Source organism: Leisingera sp. CC-HEC093, from assembly GCF_059429195.1.
In genome coordinates, this window is record NZ_JCAIJR010000001.1 from 3778555 (window position 1) to 3796016 (window position 17462).

19 protein-coding genes and 1 pseudogene are annotated in these 17462 nt (G+C 61.6%); 8 read left to right on the forward strand and 12 right to left on the reverse strand.

The window, feature by feature from the left end; translation table 11 throughout:
• Window positions 1-122: 122 nt before the first annotated feature.
• From AC5STB_RS18535 to purC, 5 genes are all read right to left on the reverse strand, one after another.
• A complete protein-coding gene (locus AC5STB_RS18535; protein WP_495444257.1) occupies window positions 123-1460 on the reverse strand; it encodes a sigma-54-dependent transcriptional regulator in 1338 nt (445 codons plus the stop codon).
• Between the two features lie 30 nt (window positions 1461-1490).
• Window positions 1491-3263 carry an ATP-binding protein gene (locus AC5STB_RS18540; protein WP_495444258.1) on the reverse strand — a complete coding sequence of 591 codons (1773 nt, stop codon included), beginning with the start codon at window positions 3261-3263 and terminating at the stop codon, window positions 1491-1493.
• A 36-nt stretch (window positions 3264-3299) separates the two neighbouring features.
• Entirely contained in the window at window positions 3300-3968 is a 669-nt protein-coding gene (gene purQ / locus AC5STB_RS18545; RefSeq protein ID WP_495444259.1) for a phosphoribosylformylglycinamidine synthase subunit PurQ, read from the reverse strand.
• On the reverse strand, window positions 3968-4198 hold the full coding sequence (purS, locus tag AC5STB_RS18550) for a phosphoribosylformylglycinamidine synthase subunit PurS (protein ID WP_019297460.1): 231 nt from the start codon (window positions 4196-4198) through the stop codon (window positions 3968-3970). Before purS ends, purQ begins: the two co-directional genes overlap by 1 nt.
• 101 nt (window positions 4199-4299) lie before the next feature.
• Window positions 4300-5061, reverse strand: coding sequence for a phosphoribosylaminoimidazolesuccinocarboxamide synthase (gene purC / locus AC5STB_RS18555; RefSeq protein ID WP_495444260.1), 762 nt, complete (start codon window positions 5059-5061; stop codon window positions 4300-4302).
• 273 nt (window positions 5062-5334) lie between these two features.
• On the opposite strand from purC, the gene AC5STB_RS18560 reads away from it, so the two are divergent.
• Window positions 5335-5652: a DUF1476 domain-containing protein gene (locus AC5STB_RS18560; protein ID WP_495444261.1), complete on the forward strand. Its 318-nt coding sequence runs from the start codon at window positions 5335-5337 to the stop codon at window positions 5650-5652.
• Window positions 5653-5985: 333 nt separating this feature from the next.
• Entirely contained in the window at window positions 5986-7008 is a 1023-nt protein-coding gene (gene bmt / locus AC5STB_RS18565) for a betaine--homocysteine S-methyltransferase (protein WP_495444262.1), read from the forward strand.
• A gap of 123 nt (window positions 7009-7131) precedes the next feature.
• Here the strand turns inward: bmt and AC5STB_RS18570 are convergent, their stop codons facing one another.
• Both AC5STB_RS18570 and AC5STB_RS18575 read right to left on the reverse strand, forming a co-directional pair.
• On the reverse strand, window positions 7132-7410 hold the full coding sequence (locus AC5STB_RS18570) for an acylphosphatase (RefSeq protein ID WP_495444263.1): 279 nt from the start codon (window positions 7408-7410) through the stop codon (window positions 7132-7134).
• Window positions 7411-7483: 73 nt separating this feature from the next.
• Window positions 7484-8536 carry a PA0069 family radical SAM protein gene (locus AC5STB_RS18575; RefSeq protein WP_495444264.1) on the reverse strand — a complete coding sequence of 351 codons (1053 nt, stop codon included), beginning with the start codon at window positions 8534-8536 and terminating at the stop codon, window positions 7484-7486.
• Window positions 8537-8785: 249 nt separating this feature from the next.
• Between AC5STB_RS18575 and AC5STB_RS18580 the strand changes: the two genes are divergently transcribed.
• Together AC5STB_RS18580 and AC5STB_RS18585 are read left to right on the forward strand one after the other, a co-directional pair.
• Window positions 8786-9484 carry a corrinoid protein gene (locus AC5STB_RS18580; protein ID WP_495444265.1) on the forward strand — a complete coding sequence of 233 codons (699 nt, stop codon included), beginning with the start codon at window positions 8786-8788 and terminating at the stop codon, window positions 9482-9484.
• A gap of 1 nt (window position 9485) precedes the next feature.
• On the forward strand, window positions 9486-10196 hold the full coding sequence (locus tag AC5STB_RS18585) for a DUF1638 domain-containing protein (RefSeq protein WP_495444266.1): 711 nt from the start codon (window positions 9486-9488) through the stop codon (window positions 10194-10196).
• Between the two features lie 62 nt (window positions 10197-10258).
• On the opposite strand, the gene AC5STB_RS18590 is transcribed toward AC5STB_RS18585, so the two are convergent.
• Entirely contained in the window at window positions 10259-10669 is a 411-nt protein-coding gene (locus AC5STB_RS18590) for a SufE family protein (protein WP_495444267.1), read from the reverse strand.
• 278 nt (window positions 10670-10947) lie between these two features.
• On the opposite strand from AC5STB_RS18590, the gene AC5STB_RS18595 reads away from it, so the two are divergent.
• The 3 genes and pseudogenes from AC5STB_RS18595 to AC5STB_RS18605 all read left to right on the forward strand — a co-directional run bounded on the left by AC5STB_RS18595 (window position 10948) and on the right by AC5STB_RS18605 (window position 12979).
• Window positions 10948-11310, forward strand: coding sequence for a hypothetical protein (locus AC5STB_RS18595; protein WP_495444268.1), 363 nt, complete (start codon window positions 10948-10950; stop codon window positions 11308-11310).
• A 236-nt stretch (window positions 11311-11546) separates the two neighbouring features.
• Window positions 11547-12388 (forward strand): annotated as a pseudogene (locus tag AC5STB_RS18600) (IS256 family transposase); the annotation flags it as partial.
• A gap of 120 nt (window positions 12389-12508) precedes the next feature.
• Window positions 12509-12979 carry a GNAT family N-acetyltransferase gene (locus AC5STB_RS18605; protein ID WP_495444269.1) on the forward strand — a complete coding sequence of 157 codons (471 nt, stop codon included), beginning with the start codon at window positions 12509-12511 and terminating at the stop codon, window positions 12977-12979.
• A 139-nt stretch (window positions 12980-13118) separates the two neighbouring features.
• Here AC5STB_RS18605 and rnd read toward each other — a convergent pair whose 3' ends face one another.
• Complete coding sequence (rnd, locus tag AC5STB_RS18610; protein WP_495444270.1) at window positions 13119-14276, reverse strand: ribonuclease D; 1158 nt, start codon at window positions 14274-14276, stop codon at window positions 13119-13121.
• Window positions 14277-14507: 231 nt separating this feature from the next.
• Here rnd and AC5STB_RS18615 point away from each other — a divergent pair, with 231 nt between their 5' ends.
• Entirely contained in the window at window positions 14508-14693 is a 186-nt protein-coding gene (locus AC5STB_RS18615; RefSeq protein WP_495444271.1) for a hypothetical protein, read from the forward strand.
• Here AC5STB_RS18615 and purN read toward each other — a convergent pair.
• From purN to AC5STB_RS18630, 3 genes are all read right to left on the reverse strand, one after another.
• A complete protein-coding gene (gene purN, locus AC5STB_RS18620) occupies window positions 14690-15286 on the reverse strand; it encodes a phosphoribosylglycinamide formyltransferase (protein WP_495444272.1) in 597 nt (198 codons plus the stop codon). The genes AC5STB_RS18615 and purN overlap by 4 nt on opposite strands.
• Window positions 15283-16329: a phosphoribosylformylglycinamidine cyclo-ligase gene (gene purM, locus AC5STB_RS18625; RefSeq protein WP_495444273.1), complete on the reverse strand. Its 1047-nt coding sequence runs from the start codon at window positions 16327-16329 to the stop codon at window positions 15283-15285. The genes purN and purM overlap by 4 nt, the downstream gene beginning before the upstream one ends.
• 124 nt (window positions 16330-16453) lie before the next feature.
• Complete coding sequence (locus AC5STB_RS18630) at window positions 16454-17434, reverse strand: MBL fold metallo-hydrolase (protein WP_495444274.1); 981 nt, start codon at window positions 17432-17434, stop codon at window positions 16454-16456.
• Window positions 17435-17462 lie beyond the last annotated feature (28 nt).

Here is a 17462-nt window from a genome sequence, read left to right on the forward strand (position 1 = left end):
TAGCAGGCAGGCCGTTAATATTCCTTAACTTTTCAGAGTGAACCTGCAGTTTAGCGCAAAATCCGGCCCGAAAAAGCCGTGCTTTCCAAGCCCTTTCCCGTGAAGGAAACGGCTCTGCCGGTTCAGGCAAGGTAGTCAGACCGTTGCAACCCGTATTTCGCCATTTTTTCGTTCAGCGTCCTGCGCGGCAGGCACAGTTCGTCCATCACGCTGGCGATGGAGCCCTTGTGGCGGCGCATGGTGTTGTCGATCAGCATGCGTTCAAAGGCCTCCACATACTCTTTCAGCGGCTTGCCTTCGGTTGTCATGACCGGCTGCATTTCCTCGTGATCGGACATCAGAAGGGAGGCAATAGTGCCGGAGCCGCGGCGCGATTGCAGCACCGCGCGTTCGGCGATGTTGATCAGCTGGCGCACATTACCTGGCCAGGGAGCCTGCAAGAGCTGCGCGGCCTCTTGGGCGCTCACCTGCGGCGCATCGCAACCGTATTCCTCGGAGAACTGCTCGCTGAGGCGGGTGAACAGGGTCAGGATATCCTCGCCGCGCTGCCGCAGCGGCGGCACGGTGATGCGCAGTGCCGCCAGCCGGTAAAACAAGTCCGGGCGCAGCGCATCTTCACAGGTTTTACCCGCTTCCTGCAGGTTGGAAATGGCGACAATCCGGGTTTCGGCCGGGGTGCCCTGCTCGTTGATCACGCTTAGCAGCTTGGCCTGCAGGGTTTCCGACAGCGCGTCGATATCTTCCAGCACCAGGGTACCGCCACGGGCTTCCTCGACCGCCGGCAGCATGCTGTCTTCCGGCAGCATCGGCCCGAACAGACGCTTGGACAGCACCTCTTCCTCCAGTGCAGCGCAGGAAATCAGCACGAATTTCTTGCCCGCCCGGCTGCCGACCGCATGCAGCGCGTGTGCAACCAAGGTCTTGCCGGTTCCGGTCTCGCCGTCGATCAGCACATGGCCGTCAGCCTGGCCCAGGTCCAGAATATCCTCGCGCAGGCGCTCCATTACCGGGCTTTGTCCGATCAGTTTCTTCATGATCTGCGACCCGTCCGACAGTTCGCGGCGCAGCGCCCGGTTATCCAGCGTCAGGCGGCGGGCGCCGGTGGCGCGCTTGGCCAGCTCCGACATGCGGTCCGGGTTGAAGGGTTTCTCAAGGAAGTCAAAAGCACCGACGCGCATCGCCTCAACCGCCATCGGCACATCGCCATGGCCGGTAATCATGATCACCGGCAACGCGCTATCGCTGCCCATCAGTTTTTTCAGGAACTGCATGCCGTCCATGCCCGGCATCTTGATGTCGGAGATCACGATGCCCGGGTAGTCTGGCCCCAGAACCTTCAACGCCTCTTCGGCGCTGGAAAAGGTCTCCGTGTCATAGCCTGACAGTGCCAGCCACTGGCTGATCGACTGCCGCATATCCTGTTCGTCGTCCACGATCGCGATTTTCATAGCCTGGGCCATGCGCGTTCTCTCCTAATCACTGCGGGCCGCCTATTCGGCAGCTTCGATACCGTCCACAAGGACCGGCAATTGCATCTCAAAAACCGCGCCGCCATTCTGGCCATTGCGGGCGGTCAGCCGTCCCCCTAGGTCGTTGACGATCCCCGAGGAGATGGCAAGACCCAATCCAACCCCGTCGCCGGGCTGCTTGGTGGTGTAAAAAGGTTCAAACAGGTTGTCGAAGTCCTTGATACCCATCCCATTGTCGCGCACCGACAGCGTCGCCGTCTCGCCTGCGGCCAGCAGGATTTCCACCTCCGGGTCCGCCACAGATTTGGTGGCGTCCAGCGCATTGCGCAAGAGGTTGACCATCACCTGCTCCAGCCGCATCCGGTCGCCCATCACCATAACAGGTTCTTCCGGCAGGATACGGGTTATTTTCACATGCCTCTGACGCAGCTGCGGCTCCATCATCGACAGGCTGGATGCCAGTGCATCGCCCAAGTTTACTGGGCTGAACGCATCTCCGCCCTTGCGCGCGTAGGATTTCAGCTGACGCGTGATCGCGCCCATACGCTCAATCAAATCATCAATCCGCCCAAAAGAGGCCAGCGCCTCGTCAGGGCGGTTCCGGTTCAAAAGCAGGCGTGCACCGGCCAGATAGGTTTTCATCGCCGCCAGCGGCTGGTTCAACTCGTGGCTGACGGCTGCAGACATCTCACCCAATGCGGCCAGTTTCGAGCTCTGCGCCAGGCTCTGCTCGGCCACGGCAAGGGTCTTTTGCATGCGCTCACGCTCGGCAATTTCCCGCTGCAGGCGGGCATTCAATACGCGAAGCTCTGCCGACTCCCGCTGGAACAGCGCCATTCGCAGCGCGGTCTTGCGGCTGAGCGCATAGAAGGCCAGCGCCAGCAAGATGGCGAATCCCATGATTTCAAGCGCCAGCACCGCATTGACCCGCTCACGGACCGACGAATAGGTGGTAAAGGTCGCCATCCGCCAGCCTTGGAAGGGCACCCTGGTTTCAAGCCGCATCACCGCCTCGCCCTGCAGGTAAGCGTCGGGCGGCAGCGCGGTCCAGTCCGTAGTGGCGCGGATCGCCCGCTGGATCGCCCCTTCGGGTGTCTGCAGCGTCAGTGCGTCGGTTTCCTGCAGCCCGCGCCAGCGCGCTTCGGTGGCCAGGATGATATTGCCGGTGCTGTCGGTCACCAGAACAGCATCCGAAATGCCCGCCCAGGCCCGCTCGAATTTCTGCAGATCAACCTCGACAACAATGGCGCCCAGCACCCCTGTCGCGTCGATCACCCGGCGTGAATAGGTAAAGCGGTAGCCGCCCACCTCCCGCGGGATAACGGAAAACACCGTCGATTTGGCCCGCACGGCATCGACGAAATAGGCGGCGTTGCGGTGGCTTTCGCCCAGACGGTTGCGGTCGGTAGCCGCCACCGTGCGGCCGTCCTGTGCCAGAAGCATGATCGAGGCGGCGCCGATTTCATCGACAAAGGAAATCAGCCGCTGGGTGGAAAGGGAGAAGTCGCTGGATTGCAGCGCCGAGATCAGCGTCTGGTCGCGGGCCAGCAGCTGCGGCACGATGGCGTGCTGGCGCAGCTCGCTCAGCAGGTTGCCCGAGTAAAGTGCAAGGCGCAGCTCCGCCCGGTTGCGTGTGCTCTCGGTGAACCGGTGGGTCAGCGCACGGTTGGTGGTCCAGACCGTGACAGCAGCCACGATCATAAACAGCACAAGCGCCAGCCGCGCCCGCCACGAGATTGTGCGGGAGCGCGCCTTGGGCGAGGATATTTTCAGATCTGTTCGCGGGGCGGTCATGCGGTTACCCTATTGCCGCCGCCCCGCATCCTCAAGTCACGCAGCGGTGACCATTCCGGCAAGTGCGCGGAACACTGCCGCACCGTCGGTACCGCCGTGGCCTTCGTCCGCAGCCCGTTCCGGATGCGGCATCATACCGAGAACACGGCGGTTTTCCGAAAGGATGCCGGCAATGTCAGCCACCGAACCGTTGGGGTTTTCTTCATAGGTGAAAGCAACCCGGTCCTGATCCTGCAACGCTTTAATGGTCTCAGCGTCGGCAAAATAATTACCGTCGTGGTGGGCAATCGGCACACCGATCACATCGCCCGCGTTGTATCCTTGGGTAAAGACACTCTCAGAGGTCGCGACTTTCAGGTTCACGGTGCGGCAGATGTACTTGAGGCCCGCATTGCGCAAGAGCGCCCCCGGCAGCACGCCGGTTTCTGTCAGGATCTGGAACCCGTTGCAGACGCCAACGGCATAGCCGCCGCGGTCCGCGTGCTCGATAACAGCCTTGCAGATCGGCGACTGGGCCGCGATGGCGCCGCAGCGCAGGTAATCGCCATAAGAGAAACCGCCCGGCACGCCAACGATGTCCACCCCCTTGGGCAGCGCGCTGTCCTTGTGCCAGACCATCGACACATCGAAACCAGCCTGTTCAAACGCCACCGCCAGATCGCGGTCACAGTTCGAACCCGGGAAAACAACAACCGCCGCCTTCATCAGGCCATCTCGATGCTGTAGGATTCGATCACGGTGTTGGCCAGCAGCTTCTCGCACATCGCCGTCACATCAGCCTCGGTGGCGCCTTCGGCCAGATCCAGGTCGATTACCTTGCCTTGGCGCACGCCCTCGACTTTGTCAAAGCCCAGAGCGCCGAGCGCGTGGCGCACAGCCTCGCCCTGCGGATCCAGAACCCCGTTCTTCAGCATCACATGCACCCGTGCCTTCATCGCATCATCCCTCAGGTTTTCGATGGCGAAGCCCTGCCGGGCTTCATCTTTCCAAAAATACTCAAAGACCCGCGGCGCGGCAGGCGCTGCGGGTCCCTATCTCAGTTCACCAGCGTCGGCTTGCCCGGCGCAGGCGGGTTGTTCGGCATCACACCCAAACGGCGCGCAACCTCAGAATAGGCATCCGTCAGGCTGCCCAGATCGCGGCGGAACACATCCTTGTCCAGCTTCTGGCCGGTCTTGATGTCCCACAGGCGGCAGCTGTCGGGACTGATCTCATCAGCGATCACCAGCCGCTGGAAATCACCTTCGTAGATGCGGCCGATCTCGATCTTGAAGTCGACCAGGCGGATGCCAACGGCCAGGAACACGCCGGACAGGAAGTCATTCACGCGCAGCGCCAGGCTCAGGATATCATCCATGTCCTGCTGGCTGGCCCAGCCAAAAGCGGCGATGTGCTCTTCGGTGACCAGCGGATCGCCCAGAGCGTCGTCCTTGTAGCAGTATTCCACCACCGGGCGCGGCAGCTGGGTGCCCTCGTCGATGCCCAGGCGCTTGGAGATCGAGCCGGCCGCGTAGTTGCGCACGATCACTTCCAGCGGAATTATTTCGCAACTGCGCACCAGCTGCTCGCGCATGTTCAAACGCTTCAGGAAATGGGTCGGTACACCGACTTGCGCCAGGCCCAGCATGAAGAACTCGCTCAGGATGTTGTTCAGGACACCCTTGCCCTCGATCACGTCGTGCTTTTCGGCGTTGAAGGCGGTGGCGTCGTCCTTGAAGTACTGGACGATGGTGCCGGGCTCAGGGCCCTCGTACAAAGTCTTGGCCTTGCCTTCATAAATCTTCTTGCGACGCGCCATTGGGAACCTTTCGGGTCAATGCCGGGAATCCGGCCCTGCGATGTGCCGCTCTCATAGTGCAAGGGGGCCTCAGCCGCAAGCTTGCTGCGCTGCCAGGGTGAACGGCTTTCCCGGCCGCGCCCGCATCTGTCAGCACCCGCAGCTCAAGGGACAACCGCCCGCCGCGATTGCGCCGGTGCTCAAAGGCTTAGCCAAGCACAGTTTTTCCTTGCCCTAAGGCAGTATCATGCTCCTATCATAAGAGAGGCACAATAGGTTTAACGAGGACGCGATATGACAACATTTGACGAGCGCGAACAGGCCTTTGAAGCGAAATTCGCGCATGATGAAGAAATGCAGTTCAATGCACAGGCGCGCTGCAACAAACTGCTGGGCTTATGGGCCGCGGATTTGCTGGGAATGGCGGGCAGTGCTGCCGCATCTTATGCCCAGGAGGTGGTCGCCGCAGATGTGGAGGAAGCCGGCCACGAAGACGTTGTGCGCAAGTTGGAAGGCGATCTGAAAGGCAAAGCAACGGAGGAACAGATCCGTGCCAAACGCGCTGAATTTCTGATCAGCGCAAAAGCCGAGATCCTGCGCGAAGCCACCTGACCAGCCGCATGTGCGACACCGCAGATCAGAGCGCCAGTTTCCGGACGGTCACGCGCCATCCAGCGCCATGATGCCGTTTCCCGCTGCTTAACTGGGCTAGCGGATTTGCCGCCAGGGCAGAATAGATGCAGCTTAGCCTCAGGCAGACAGAATCCGGCACTTCCCAGCGGCGCATTACCCCCTCTGCCATCAGTTTTGCGGCAGACCGCCAGCCGTCTCATAATGAAGATGAAGAAAATGAAATTGCCCTTGCACGCTTGGCGTGGGACAGGGGAAACAGACCTATTTGCCGCCCGGCCCGCCGGGGCGGCCTGCTGACATGGGACATAACCGATGACAAATACTTTCAAACAGCTGCTGGACACAAAAGACGTGCTGCTGGCGGATGGCGCGACCGGCACCAACCTGTTCGCCATGGGTCTCCAGTCCGGTGACGCGCCGGAGCTATGGAACGTCGATGAACCCAAGAAAATCAAGGCACTGTACCAGGGGTCGGTGGATGCCGGCAGCGATCTTTTCCTGACCAACAGCTTCGGCGGCACCGCCGCGCGGCTGAAACTGCACGATGCGCAAGGCCGCGTGCGGGAATTGAACCGCATTGCCGCTGAACTTGGCCGTGAAGTTGCCGACAAGTCAGAACGCAAGATCGCGGTGGCCGGGTCTGTCGGCCCGACTGGGGAAATCTTTGAACCGGTGGGCGAAATGTCCCATTCCCTGGCGGTTGAGATGTTCCACGAACAGGCCGACGCCCTGAAGGAAGGCGGCGCCGACGTGCTGTGGCTGGAAACCATTTCGGCGCCGGAAGAGTTCCGCGCCGCCGCTGAGGCCTTCAAACTGGCGGATATGCCCTGGTGCGGCACCATGAGCTTTGATACCGCAGGCCGCACCATGATGGGGGTCACCTCGTCAGACCTGGCCCAGTTGGTGGAAGAGTTCGAGAACATGCCTTTGGCCTTTGGCGCCAACTGCGGCACCGGCGCCTCCGACATCCTGCGCACCGTGCTGGGCTTTGCCGCGCAAGGCACCGAACGCCCAATCATCTCCAAGGGCAATGCGGGCATCCCGAAGTATGTCGACGGTCACATCCACTACGACGGCACTCCAGAACTGATGGGCGAATATGCGGTGATGGCCCGTGATGCTGGCGCCAAGATCATCGGCGGCTGCTGCGGTACTATGCCGGCGCACCTTCGGTCTATGCGCGACGCGCTGGACAGCCGTTCGCGCAGCGACGCACCCGCGCTGGAGAAAATCGTCGAGGTGCTTGGTCCCTTCACCTCTGACAGCGACGGAACCGGCGAGGATTCCGCTGCAGGCAACGAGCGCCGCGGCCGCCGCGGCCGCCGCCGCGCCTGAAACGCGCCGCCGCCCGCCCGTTAGACCCTGATACGATACCCGTTACGGCGCCGCACATCTGTTGCGGTGCCGTTTCCACATTTCTGTTCGGCATTGGCCAGCCGCCGCCGTGCTCCGGCTGCGTCAACCGACGATCTGAAACCCGCTGACCCCCGTCTCCGGTTCGGTCCTTTCGGTCTGCACGTCCTTAACCGATGCAGCACCTGGGCCGCGGCCCATTCTGCGCACCATATCCGCGACGCTGTCGGACGGCCCCATCAGCAGGGCCCGAACGGAGCCATCGGGTTCATTGCGCACCCAGCCAGTCAGCCCGTGGCGAAGCGCCTCTGCCCGCGCCCAGGTGCGGAACGCCACGCCCTGCACATGTCCGGTGACACGCGCCTTCATAGCAACTGTGCTCATTGGACACTCTCCTTTCAGTCATGGAGATCCCCAGCTTATCACAATTCCGCCGCCCCGGCTGTTCAATAACCGGTTAAAACAGAGCCAGCTGGTCGCCAGTCTGCGGCGGCCGGGAAAACAGATCACAGCGCAGCGCCGCAGTCCGCTCCTGCAGTCCCAGGCGCTTGCAAGCCGCTTTGAACCGCTGAGCAATCATCTCGGCATACCGCCCCTCGCCCCGCATTCGATGGCCCCAGCGCGGATCGTAATCGCGCCCGCCATGCATTTCCCGCAGCCGCGCCATCACCTTGGCAGCCCGGCCCGGCGCATGTTCCGCCAGCCATTCCTGCCACAGATCAGACACCTCCCGCGGCAGCCGCAGCATGATCCAGCTGGCGGCATCCGCGCCTGCCTCAGCCCCCGCGGCCAACACCGCCTCCAGCTCATGATCGGTCAACCCCGGCACCACCGGCGAGGTCATCACCCGCACCGGCACCCCGGCCTCTGTCAGGTGCCGGATCGCCGCCAGCCTCCGTGCAGGCAGAGGTGCCCGCGGTTCCATCCGGCGCGACAGGTCCGGGTTCAGTGTGGTAACGGATATCCCCACCCGCACCAGCCCCTTGGCCGCCATCGGCGCCAGAATGTCCAGGTCCCGTTCCACCATTGCGCCCTTGGTCACAATCGCAACCGGATGGTTGAAATCACGCAGCACCTCCAGACAGGCGCGGGTGATGCGCAGGTCCCGCTCGCAAGGCTGATAAGGATCGGTGTTGGTGCCAAGAGCAATCGGCGCCAGCCTGTAGCGCGGCGCTGACAGCTCCCGGCGCAGAACCTCGGCGGCATTGGGACGCGCCACCAGCCGTGTCTCGAAATCCAAGCCCGGTGACAGCCCCAAATAGGCATGGGTGGGCCGTGCGAAACAGTAAATGCAGCCATGCTCACAGCCGCGGTAAGGGTTGATCGACCGGTCAAACGGCAAATCCGGCGACCGGTTGTAGGTGATCAGCGAACGCGCCGCTTCCTGGCGCACCTCTGTGGGAATCACCGCCGCTGGAACGTCCTGAAACCAGCCATCGTCCACGGCCTGCCGCGCCCTGTCAAAACGGCCTGCCGCATTGCTGAGGCTGGCGCGCGTTTTGCGGCGCATTGAATGTGGCGTAATTTCTTCCGGCATGGGCGCAAAGTAACCACACACCAGGAACAAATAAAGAACAAATGGGCGATTTCGAAGATTTCCATGTGAAATCTTCATTATTCTTGCGCCGGAATTGTCTCTATACGTCGGTTAGAAACGCGGCAATGTCGCAAATAATGCAGTTCGCGGGCGGCATTCTGTCACAAAAGCCTCTGAAACAGGCCAACACCGGGGATTCCCCCGTCAGCAAGGATTAAGCGCATGTCGGACGAAGAAGACATCATCCTCTCGGAACTCGATGACGAGGAACTTGTTCAGCAGATGTTTGACGACCTCTATGATGGTCTCAGAGAGGAAATCGAAGAAGGCGTGAACATCCTTCTGGAACGCGGCTGGGTTCCCTACGACATCCTGACCAAGGCACTGGTTGGCGGCATGACCATCGTCGGCGCCGACTTCCGCGACGGCATCCTGTTCGTTCCCGAAGTGCTGCTGGCGGCAAATGCGATGAAGGGCGGCATGGCCATCCTGAAGCCGCTCTTGGCCGAAACCGGCGCGCCGCGCGTCGGCTCCATGGTCATCGGCACCGTCAAGGGCGACATCCACGACATCGGCAAAAACCTGGTGTCCATGATGATGGAAGGCGCAGGTTTCGAAGTTGTCGACATCGGCATCAACAACCCTGTCGAGAACTACCTGGAAGCCATGGAAGAGCACAAGCCTGACATCCTCGGCATGTCTGCTCTGCTGACCACCACCATGCCCTACATGAAAGTGGTGATTGACACTATGGTCGAGCAGGGCCTGCGCGACGACTACATCGTGCTGGTTGGCGGCGCACCGCTGAACGAAGAATTCGGCAAAGCAATCGGCGCTGACGGTTACTGCCGCGACGCAGCCGTGGCTGTGGAAATGGCCAAGGACTTCGTTGCGCGCAAGCACAACTCGATGAGCGCCTGATTTGGCACGCAAAGGACGTGCAGCCCGCTTGACAGAGCGGGCTGCCTTTCGCCCCCCGACAGGGCGGACGCTTGAGGAAAGCTCCCTCACCGAACAGGGTCTGGCCGCCCCTGAGAAAAAGACCGGCCGCATCCTGCTGATTGCCTGCGGCGCGCTTGCCCGCGAGATCCTTGCCATCAAGGACGCAAACGGCTTAGATCACATCGACCTCACCTGCCTGCCCGCCAAACTGCATCTTTACCCGGAACGGATCACCGAAGCAGTTGACGGCGCTGTGGCCAAGCATTCATCCGTTTATGACAAGATTTTCGTGGTTTATGCCGACTGCGGCACCGGCGGCGCGCTGGAACATAGATGCGCGGAGCTGGGCGTGGAGATGGTGGCCGGGCCGCATTGCTATTCCTTTTTTGAGGGCAACGAGACCTTTGCCCGCCACTCAGAGGAAGGTGAAATCACCGCCTTCTACCTCACCGATTTCCTGGTCAAGCAGTTCGACGCTTTTGTCTGGCGCCCGATGGGCCTCGACAAGAACCCGGAGCTGCGGAACATGGTGTTCGGCAACTACACCAAGCTGGTCTACCAGTCGCAGATCAGCGACCCCAAACTGGTGGAAAAGGCGCAGGAATGCGCAGACCGAATGGGCCTGACCTTCGAGCACCGCCACACCGGCTACGGCGATCTGGAAACCGCTATTTTCCGCTGGGCCAAGTAGGCCCTTCATCTTTCAAGAAATACTCCGGGGAGCGCGAGGGGCCGGCCCCTCGCCCGCTTACCTCAGGTCCGTGCCATAGCCGTTTCGCGGACACGCTCGATCATCGCGCGCAAGCCGTTGGAGCGCTGCGAGGACAGATGCTCATTCAGCCCCAACCGCCCCAGCTCGGCCTTCGCATCCACTGCGGCGACGTCCTGAACCGGCAGGCCATTGTAAAGGCAGCGCAGCACCGCAATCAGCCCGCGCACGATCATCGCGTCGCTGTCGCCGTCAAACCGGAATTCACCGCCCTCGGTTGTGGCATGCAGCCACACCTGACTGGCGCATCCATCGACCTTGGTGGCTGGCACCTTCAGCGCCTCGTCCAACGGCTCCATGGCCTTGCCCAGGTCGATCACATGACGGTAGCGGTCCTCCCAGTCCTCCATGAACTCGAAGTCTTCCACAATCTCTTCAAAGGCGGCAGTGGCCATCGTCCGTCTATCCTCAAAAACCCGCGTCCGGTGCAGTTCAGCACCTAAGCCCCTGCCCGCCCCATTTCAACCGCTTTTCAAGCTGCAGCCAATCAGGTAATCCATTGCAAAGACATTTTGAATGGGCGGGACAGATGCATAAATCATTGGCACTTACATTGGCCTGCGCGCTGGTGCTTTCTGCATGCGGCTGGCGGGATTCTCGGCTGAACCCGACCAACTGGTTCGGCAGCTCTGCCCCGGTCCAAGCGGCAGCCTCTGAGAATGGCAATCCGCTCATGCCCCAGGAAAGCAATGCCCGCGGCCTCTTTGCCAAGAAGCCGCCCAAAGACAAGAGCGTGCTGATCAATCAGATCTCCGGCTTGCAGATCGAACGCACCGCATCGGGTGCCATCATCCACGCAACCGGCATTGCGGCACGCCAAGGCGCCTTCAAGGTTGAGCTGCGCCGCGTCGAGGGAAGCGAAGAAGGCGTTCTGGCCTATGATTTCCGCATTGTCTATCCGGAAGTGCCCACCAACACCGGCAGCGAGTTCAGCCGCACCCTGCACGCCGCCCGCACCCTGTCGAACCAGGACCTGCAAGAGATCCGCATCGTTCGAGTGAACGGAGCCGAAAACGCCCGCGAAAGCCGCCGCTGAGCTTTAACAGCACCTGTCAAAGAAAAACGCCCGCTGCTGCGCCAGCCCTTTGCAGTAAGTGGTGCAGTGCCGTGCCGAACGCCTTGCAGGCACAGCACCAGTCCGAACAACAGCTCCAGAAGATTTCTTCGGAAGCTGTTGTTAGTGTCCACGCACGTGGTGTAATTTCCGCGCCTTCAACGGTGTAATCCGGATGGCCATCGAGGTGTATGATCGAGGTGGAGTTTGGCGACTTCATGGGGCTGCAGGGCATGTCCAAGAGCACGGTCTCCAAGCTCTGCAAAGATACCGATGAGCGCGGCGGCGAATTCCTCAACCGTCCTTTTTCCGGGGAATGGCCCTATGTCTGGCTGGACGCGGCCTATCTGAAGGTGCGCAGGGCGGCCGGATCGTCTCTGCCGCCGCCATAATCGCCGTTGCTGCCAACACCGGCGGGCGCCGCGAAATCATCGGCCTTGGACCGGGTCCCTCCGAGGCAGAAACCTTCTGGATGGACTTTCTGCGCAGCCTTAAAGCCCGCGGGCCCGAGGGCAGCAAGCTGGTGATCCCGGATGCCCGCAGCGGCTTGCGCGCGGCGATTGAGCGGGTGTTCGAGGCCACTTGGCAGCGCTGCCGCGTTCACTGGATGCGCAACGCGCTTGCGCATGTGTCCCGCGGCCCGCACACGGCCGTTGCCGCGGCAATCCGGCAGGCCTCCGATCAGCCTGACCGCGCATCCGCCGGGGAAACCTGGCGCCGCGTGGCCGGCCAGCTCCGCGGGCGATGGCCCAAGCTGGCCGGTCTTATGGGCGAAAGCGAGCACGATGTCCTGGCCTGTATGGCCTTCCCGCGCCAGCACCGCACCAAATTGCATGGCACCAATCCCATCGAACGCCTGAACAAGGAAGTGAAGCGGCGCGCCGGTGCCGCCGGGATCTTTCCGCACGAGGCGCCCATCATCCGCCTGACCGGCGCGGTGCTGTTCGAGCAGAATGACGAATGGCAGGCCGCCAGCCGCTACATGATGGTCGAGGCCCCCGCCGAAACCGGCACAGAGGAGGTCGATCCCGCCCTCAGCCTATCATCCCAAGCCGCCTGACCATGACCTCAGGCCATCCGGGAAATTACACCAGCGTGACGGACGTGACCGAGCTGATTGCATTGGATGCGAGCTAAGTGAGCATTGTTGGCACTGCCATGTTCTCAAAAGGTTCGCCGCATGGAACTTCCTGACCTCCCTCCCCATCTGAAATTCGTTCGGCTTGGCAGCGATACCAGCGATATTGACTTTGCTTTCGAAGCCAAACGAGCGGCTATGGGTCCGCATATCATCAAACGTTGGAAGTGGGACGAGGCATTCCAACGTGACCTGCATGAGCGTCATTACAGCGAGAAGCCATTCTTCGAGATAAGGCGCATGGATCAGAGACTTGGAACGCTATCGCTTAGCAGGCAGTCGGATCACATGCGCTTCGGAGAGTTCTACTTGTTCCCAAAGTATCAAGGCCGAGGCGCCGGTTCTGCAATTCTCGCGCACTGTCTCGCGCTCGCCGATAGCCTGAGGCTACCAGTTAGATTGGAGTATTTGCACTGGAACCCGGTAGGCTCGCTATACCGAAGACATGGTTTCAAGGAGATCAGTCGCTCTGAGACGCACTGCTTTTTGCAGCGAGATACATCTGGCTTGTAGCTCCGCTTCGGGCGCGAAGCTGTCAACGCGCTTCAGGCCTCTTGGTTCTCACTGGCACCATTTACTGCAAAGGGCCGGGCCGCTGCGGGCGTTATCTTTTTTATTGCCTCGCCAGTGATCAGCCGGCAGGTCGCAGCGCTTACAGTTCCACAACCTTCACGTCCTGGCCTTTTGCTGCAAGGCCGATTTTACCCTCGCAAAGCCGCAGCGCGTCAGCCCCGAACACTTCAAGACGCCAGCCGCTCAGCGCCGGCACATCGCGCAGGCCCGCAGCAATCGCGTCCAGATCCGCGCTTGGCGCAATCAGCTTGGCGGCAACGCCCTCGGCTTCGGTCTTGGCTTTAAGGAGCACCCGCAGCAGGTCGGCCAGCGCCGGATTCACCTGCAGCTTCTCTTTGCTGCGGTCCATCTTGGGGTGCTTTTCAGCCGGACAGGCAACGCCTTTGGCAACAGCCTCAAGGATGCCTTCGGCAATCGCCCCTTTGCGCGCCTCACGCAGCAACAGCCTGGAACCGCCCAATTCACCCGCGGTGCACGGTTTGGTCGAGGCCAGTTCCACCAGCGCATCATCCTTGAATACGCGGTTGCGCGGCACGTTGTTGGACTGAGCATAGGTCTCGCGGAAGGCCGCCAGCTCGCGCACAACCGCCAGGAACTTGCCAGAGTTGGTGCGAGTCTTGATCCGTTTCCAGGCGTCTTCCGGACGGATATCATAGGTCGCGGGATCGGTCAGCACCTGCAGTTCTTCGGTCACCCAATGGGCGCGGCCGCTCTTGGTGAGCTCTGCAGCCAGGAATTCATAGATCTTGCGCAAATGGGTCACATCGGCCAGCGCATATGTCTTTTGTGCTTCGCTCAGCGGACGGCGCGACCAGTCCGTAAAGCGCGAGGTCTTGTCCAGCCCTTGCTTGACGATCTTGCGCACCAGCGTCTCATAACCCGCCTGTTCGCCAAAACCGCAGACCATCGCCGCGACCTGGGTATCAAACAGCGGCTTGGGGAAGACCTGCGCGTCAACCCAGAAAATCTCCAGATCCTGCCGCGCGGCGTGGAACACCTTGACCACGTTTTCGTTGCGGAACAGCTCATACAGCGGCTCCAGCGAGATGCCGTCGGCCAGCGGGTCGACCAGGACCGCATCATTCTCTCCGTCCCCGGCAAACGCCAGCTGGATCAGGCAGAGTTTGGAATAATAGGTCCGCTCCCGCAGAAACTCGGTATCCACCGTGACATAGGCATACTGCGCTGCAGCTTCGCAAAAGGCCTGCAGTTCTTCGGTAGAGGTCAGAGTTTTCATCAATTACGGCTTTTTGTTTATCTGAATGACCGGGCCGTGATACGCGCTTGTCCCGGCCAATGCAAACAGGTGCCGGGGTGGTACAGGGATTCCGGCGGCGGCGCTGTGGCCCCCGGCACACGCGCGTCACAAAAGTTCAAAATTTGTGATACTGGCAAGCTTAAACATTCATTTTCATAATGCTCGGCCCGCTCCTAGATTGGAGATACACCCACTACAGGAGAATGCACCATGACCGTTCTTGATCTTGTCCCGGCGAAATCCGGTGGTTTTACGCTGTCCCGCGGATTGATTCCGCTTCTGGCGGCTGCGGTGCTGCTGATACTGGTCGGAGTGCCCGCACTGATGGCCCCCGCATCGCAGACAGAGCCGCAGGAGTGGCGCGGAAACAGCGCCTCAGCGCTAAACACGCGTTAAGGCAGCTGGACCGGGGTCCTGTCGCCCGCGGCAAAGCGGCACAGCACGGCCGGATAGAGCTTGTGTTCCTGCACCAGCACACGTGCCGCCAGTGTATCCGGCGTATCATTTGCCAAGACCGGCACCCGCGCCTGGCCCAAGATGGGGCCGTCATCCAGCAGCGGCGTCACCTCATGCACAGTGCAGCCATGCTCGGCGTCACCAGCCTCCAGCGCACGGGCGTGGGTGTGCAACCCTTTGTATTTCGGCAGCAAGGAGGGGTGGATGTTCAGCATCCGCCCCTCGAAATGCGACACGAACCCGGCGGTGAGCACCCGCATAAAGCCGGCCAGACAGACGATATCTGCACCGGCATCAATAATCGGCTTTACCAGTTCCGCCTCAAACGCCGCGCGGTCGCCCTTGAATGGGCGATGGTCCACCACGGCGGTTGCCACGCCTGCTTCTGCAGCCTTGGCCAGCCCGCCGGCACCGGCGTTGTTTGACAGGACCAAACAGGGCCGCGCCGGGTGATCGCCGGTCATGCTTTCCAGCAGCGACACCATGTTGGAGCCGCCACCGGAAATCAGGATCGCGACGCGTCTGTGACTCACAGCAGCTTGCCCGAGTAGCGCATGCCGGCGCCTGCGGTAACGGTGCCCAGACGGGCCACAGTCTCGCCTTCACCCTCCAGAACTTTCACCAGCTCATCGGCGCTGTCCGCGGAGACGGACAGGATCATGCCGATGCCGCAGTTGAAAGTCTTCAGCATTTCCGCCTCGGCAATGCCGCCGGTTTCCGCCATCCACTTGAACACGGGCGGCAGGTCCCAGGCATTGAGGTCGATATCGGCACCCAGTTCCCCAGGCAGCACCCGCGGCAGGTTCTCAGTCAGACCGCCGCCGGTGATGTGGGCCAGCGCATGCACGCCTCCTGCCTTCACTGCCGCCAGGCACTGTTTGACATAGAGGCGGGTCGGGGTCAGCAGCGCCTCACCCAGGTTACCCTCGCCAAACGGGCAGTCCGCATCCCAGCCCAGACCGGAAACCTCAACCAGTTTGCGCACCAGCGAATAGCCGTTGGAATGAACGCCGTCGGACGCCAGACCCAGCAGCACGTCGCCTTCGACCACGCCGTCGGGCAGAGCAGTTCCGCGCTCCATTGCCCCGACCGCAAACCCTGCAAGGTCAAAATCGCCTTCCGGGTACATGCCCGGCATTTCCGCTGTTTCACCGCCGATCAGCGCACAGCCGGAGCGCACGCAACCCTCTGCGATGCCTTCGATAATGCGGGCAGCCACGTCGGTTTCCAACCTGCCGGTAGCAAAATAGTCGAGGAAGAACAGCGGCTCTGCACCTTGGCAGACCAAGTCATTCACGCACATAGCAACCAGATCGATTCCAACGCCATCCACGACGCCGGTGTCGATGGCGATCCGCAGCTTGGTGCCGACACCGTCGGTAGCTCCCACCAGGATCGGGTCGCTGTAGCCTGCGGCTTTCAGATCGAACAGCGCGCCGAAACCGCCCAGACCGCTGGCTACGCCGGGGCGGTTGGTGCGCTTGGCGGCCGGCTTGATCCGGTCAACCAGGGCGTTGCCCGCATCAATGTCCACACCTGCATCTGCATAGGTCAAGCCGTTCTTGCCGCTGGTCATCACAAGGCTCCTTCAAATCGGTTGCGCAGCCTTTAGCGCAAGGCGCATCAGAAGGGAACTAGGGAATCCACTGCGCCATCCCGGACAGCGCAGCAGGGTGGTTTTCGTGACAGTAGTGCCGGTCTCAGATACCGAACTGCCAAGGCGCCGCCTGATAGGCAAAGGCATCCCCCTGCCGAAGCACCCGGCCCAGCGCAGGAAAATCTAGGTGCGCGCCTGTGACAAGCAGATTGTCGGCCGCCGCCCGATCCATCATCCGCCGCCGGGTTTGTGCTGTCTGCGCCGGATCGGTGTCAAAAGCGATGGTCCAGTCGGGCAGCGCAAACTGCAATGCGGCGCTGTGGATCAGGTCGCCCCAGAACAACAGCCCCTCGCTGCCCGCATCCAGCATGAACCCGGTGTGGCCCGGCGTATGGCCCGGCAGCTCTAGCGCGGTAAGCCCAGGCGCGGCCTCGCCTTCCCCCTGCAGTAACTTCAGGCGTTCTGAATAGGGCGCGACCGAGCGGCGGGCCATCTCAAAGAACCCACGGCTTCCCTCTGGAACACCCGCCATAATGGCATCGTCATGCCAGAAGTCCCATTCCCGTTGCGCAACCACCAGCTCCGCATTGGCAAAGGCCGCGGCGCCATCCCCCGTGATCAGCCCGCCGGAATGGTCCGGGTGGATATGGGTCAACAGCACGGTACCGATACTCTCCGGCGCAACACCCGCCGCAGCCAGCCCGGCGCTCAGCGCCCCCAGGCCCGGCCCCATCAACTGCGCCGTTCCAGTGTCGATCAGCAGTTTCTTCCCGCCACGCTCCACCAGATAGCCATTAACCGGGATCTGCAGCGCATCGTCTTGCAGCCGGTGGAGGCCCTGCGCCAGCACGGTTTCGGCCTTGGCAGCGTCATAGTCATTGATCAACTGGGTTCCCAGCGGCAGGTGACCGTCCAGCAGCACCGTGACCCTGGCATCGCCAAGCGTGAACGCGTGGATGACCGGTGAAGCCGCCCCTGCCTCCTCAGCCGCCCATGCCAAATTGCTGCCCGCAAACCCGGTTGCCAGCGCCGCCGCCGGGGCCGCCGCCAGCCCACCCAGAAATGCCCTGCGATTGATTGTCATAAGAAACTCCAATATCTGTTTCAGGAAA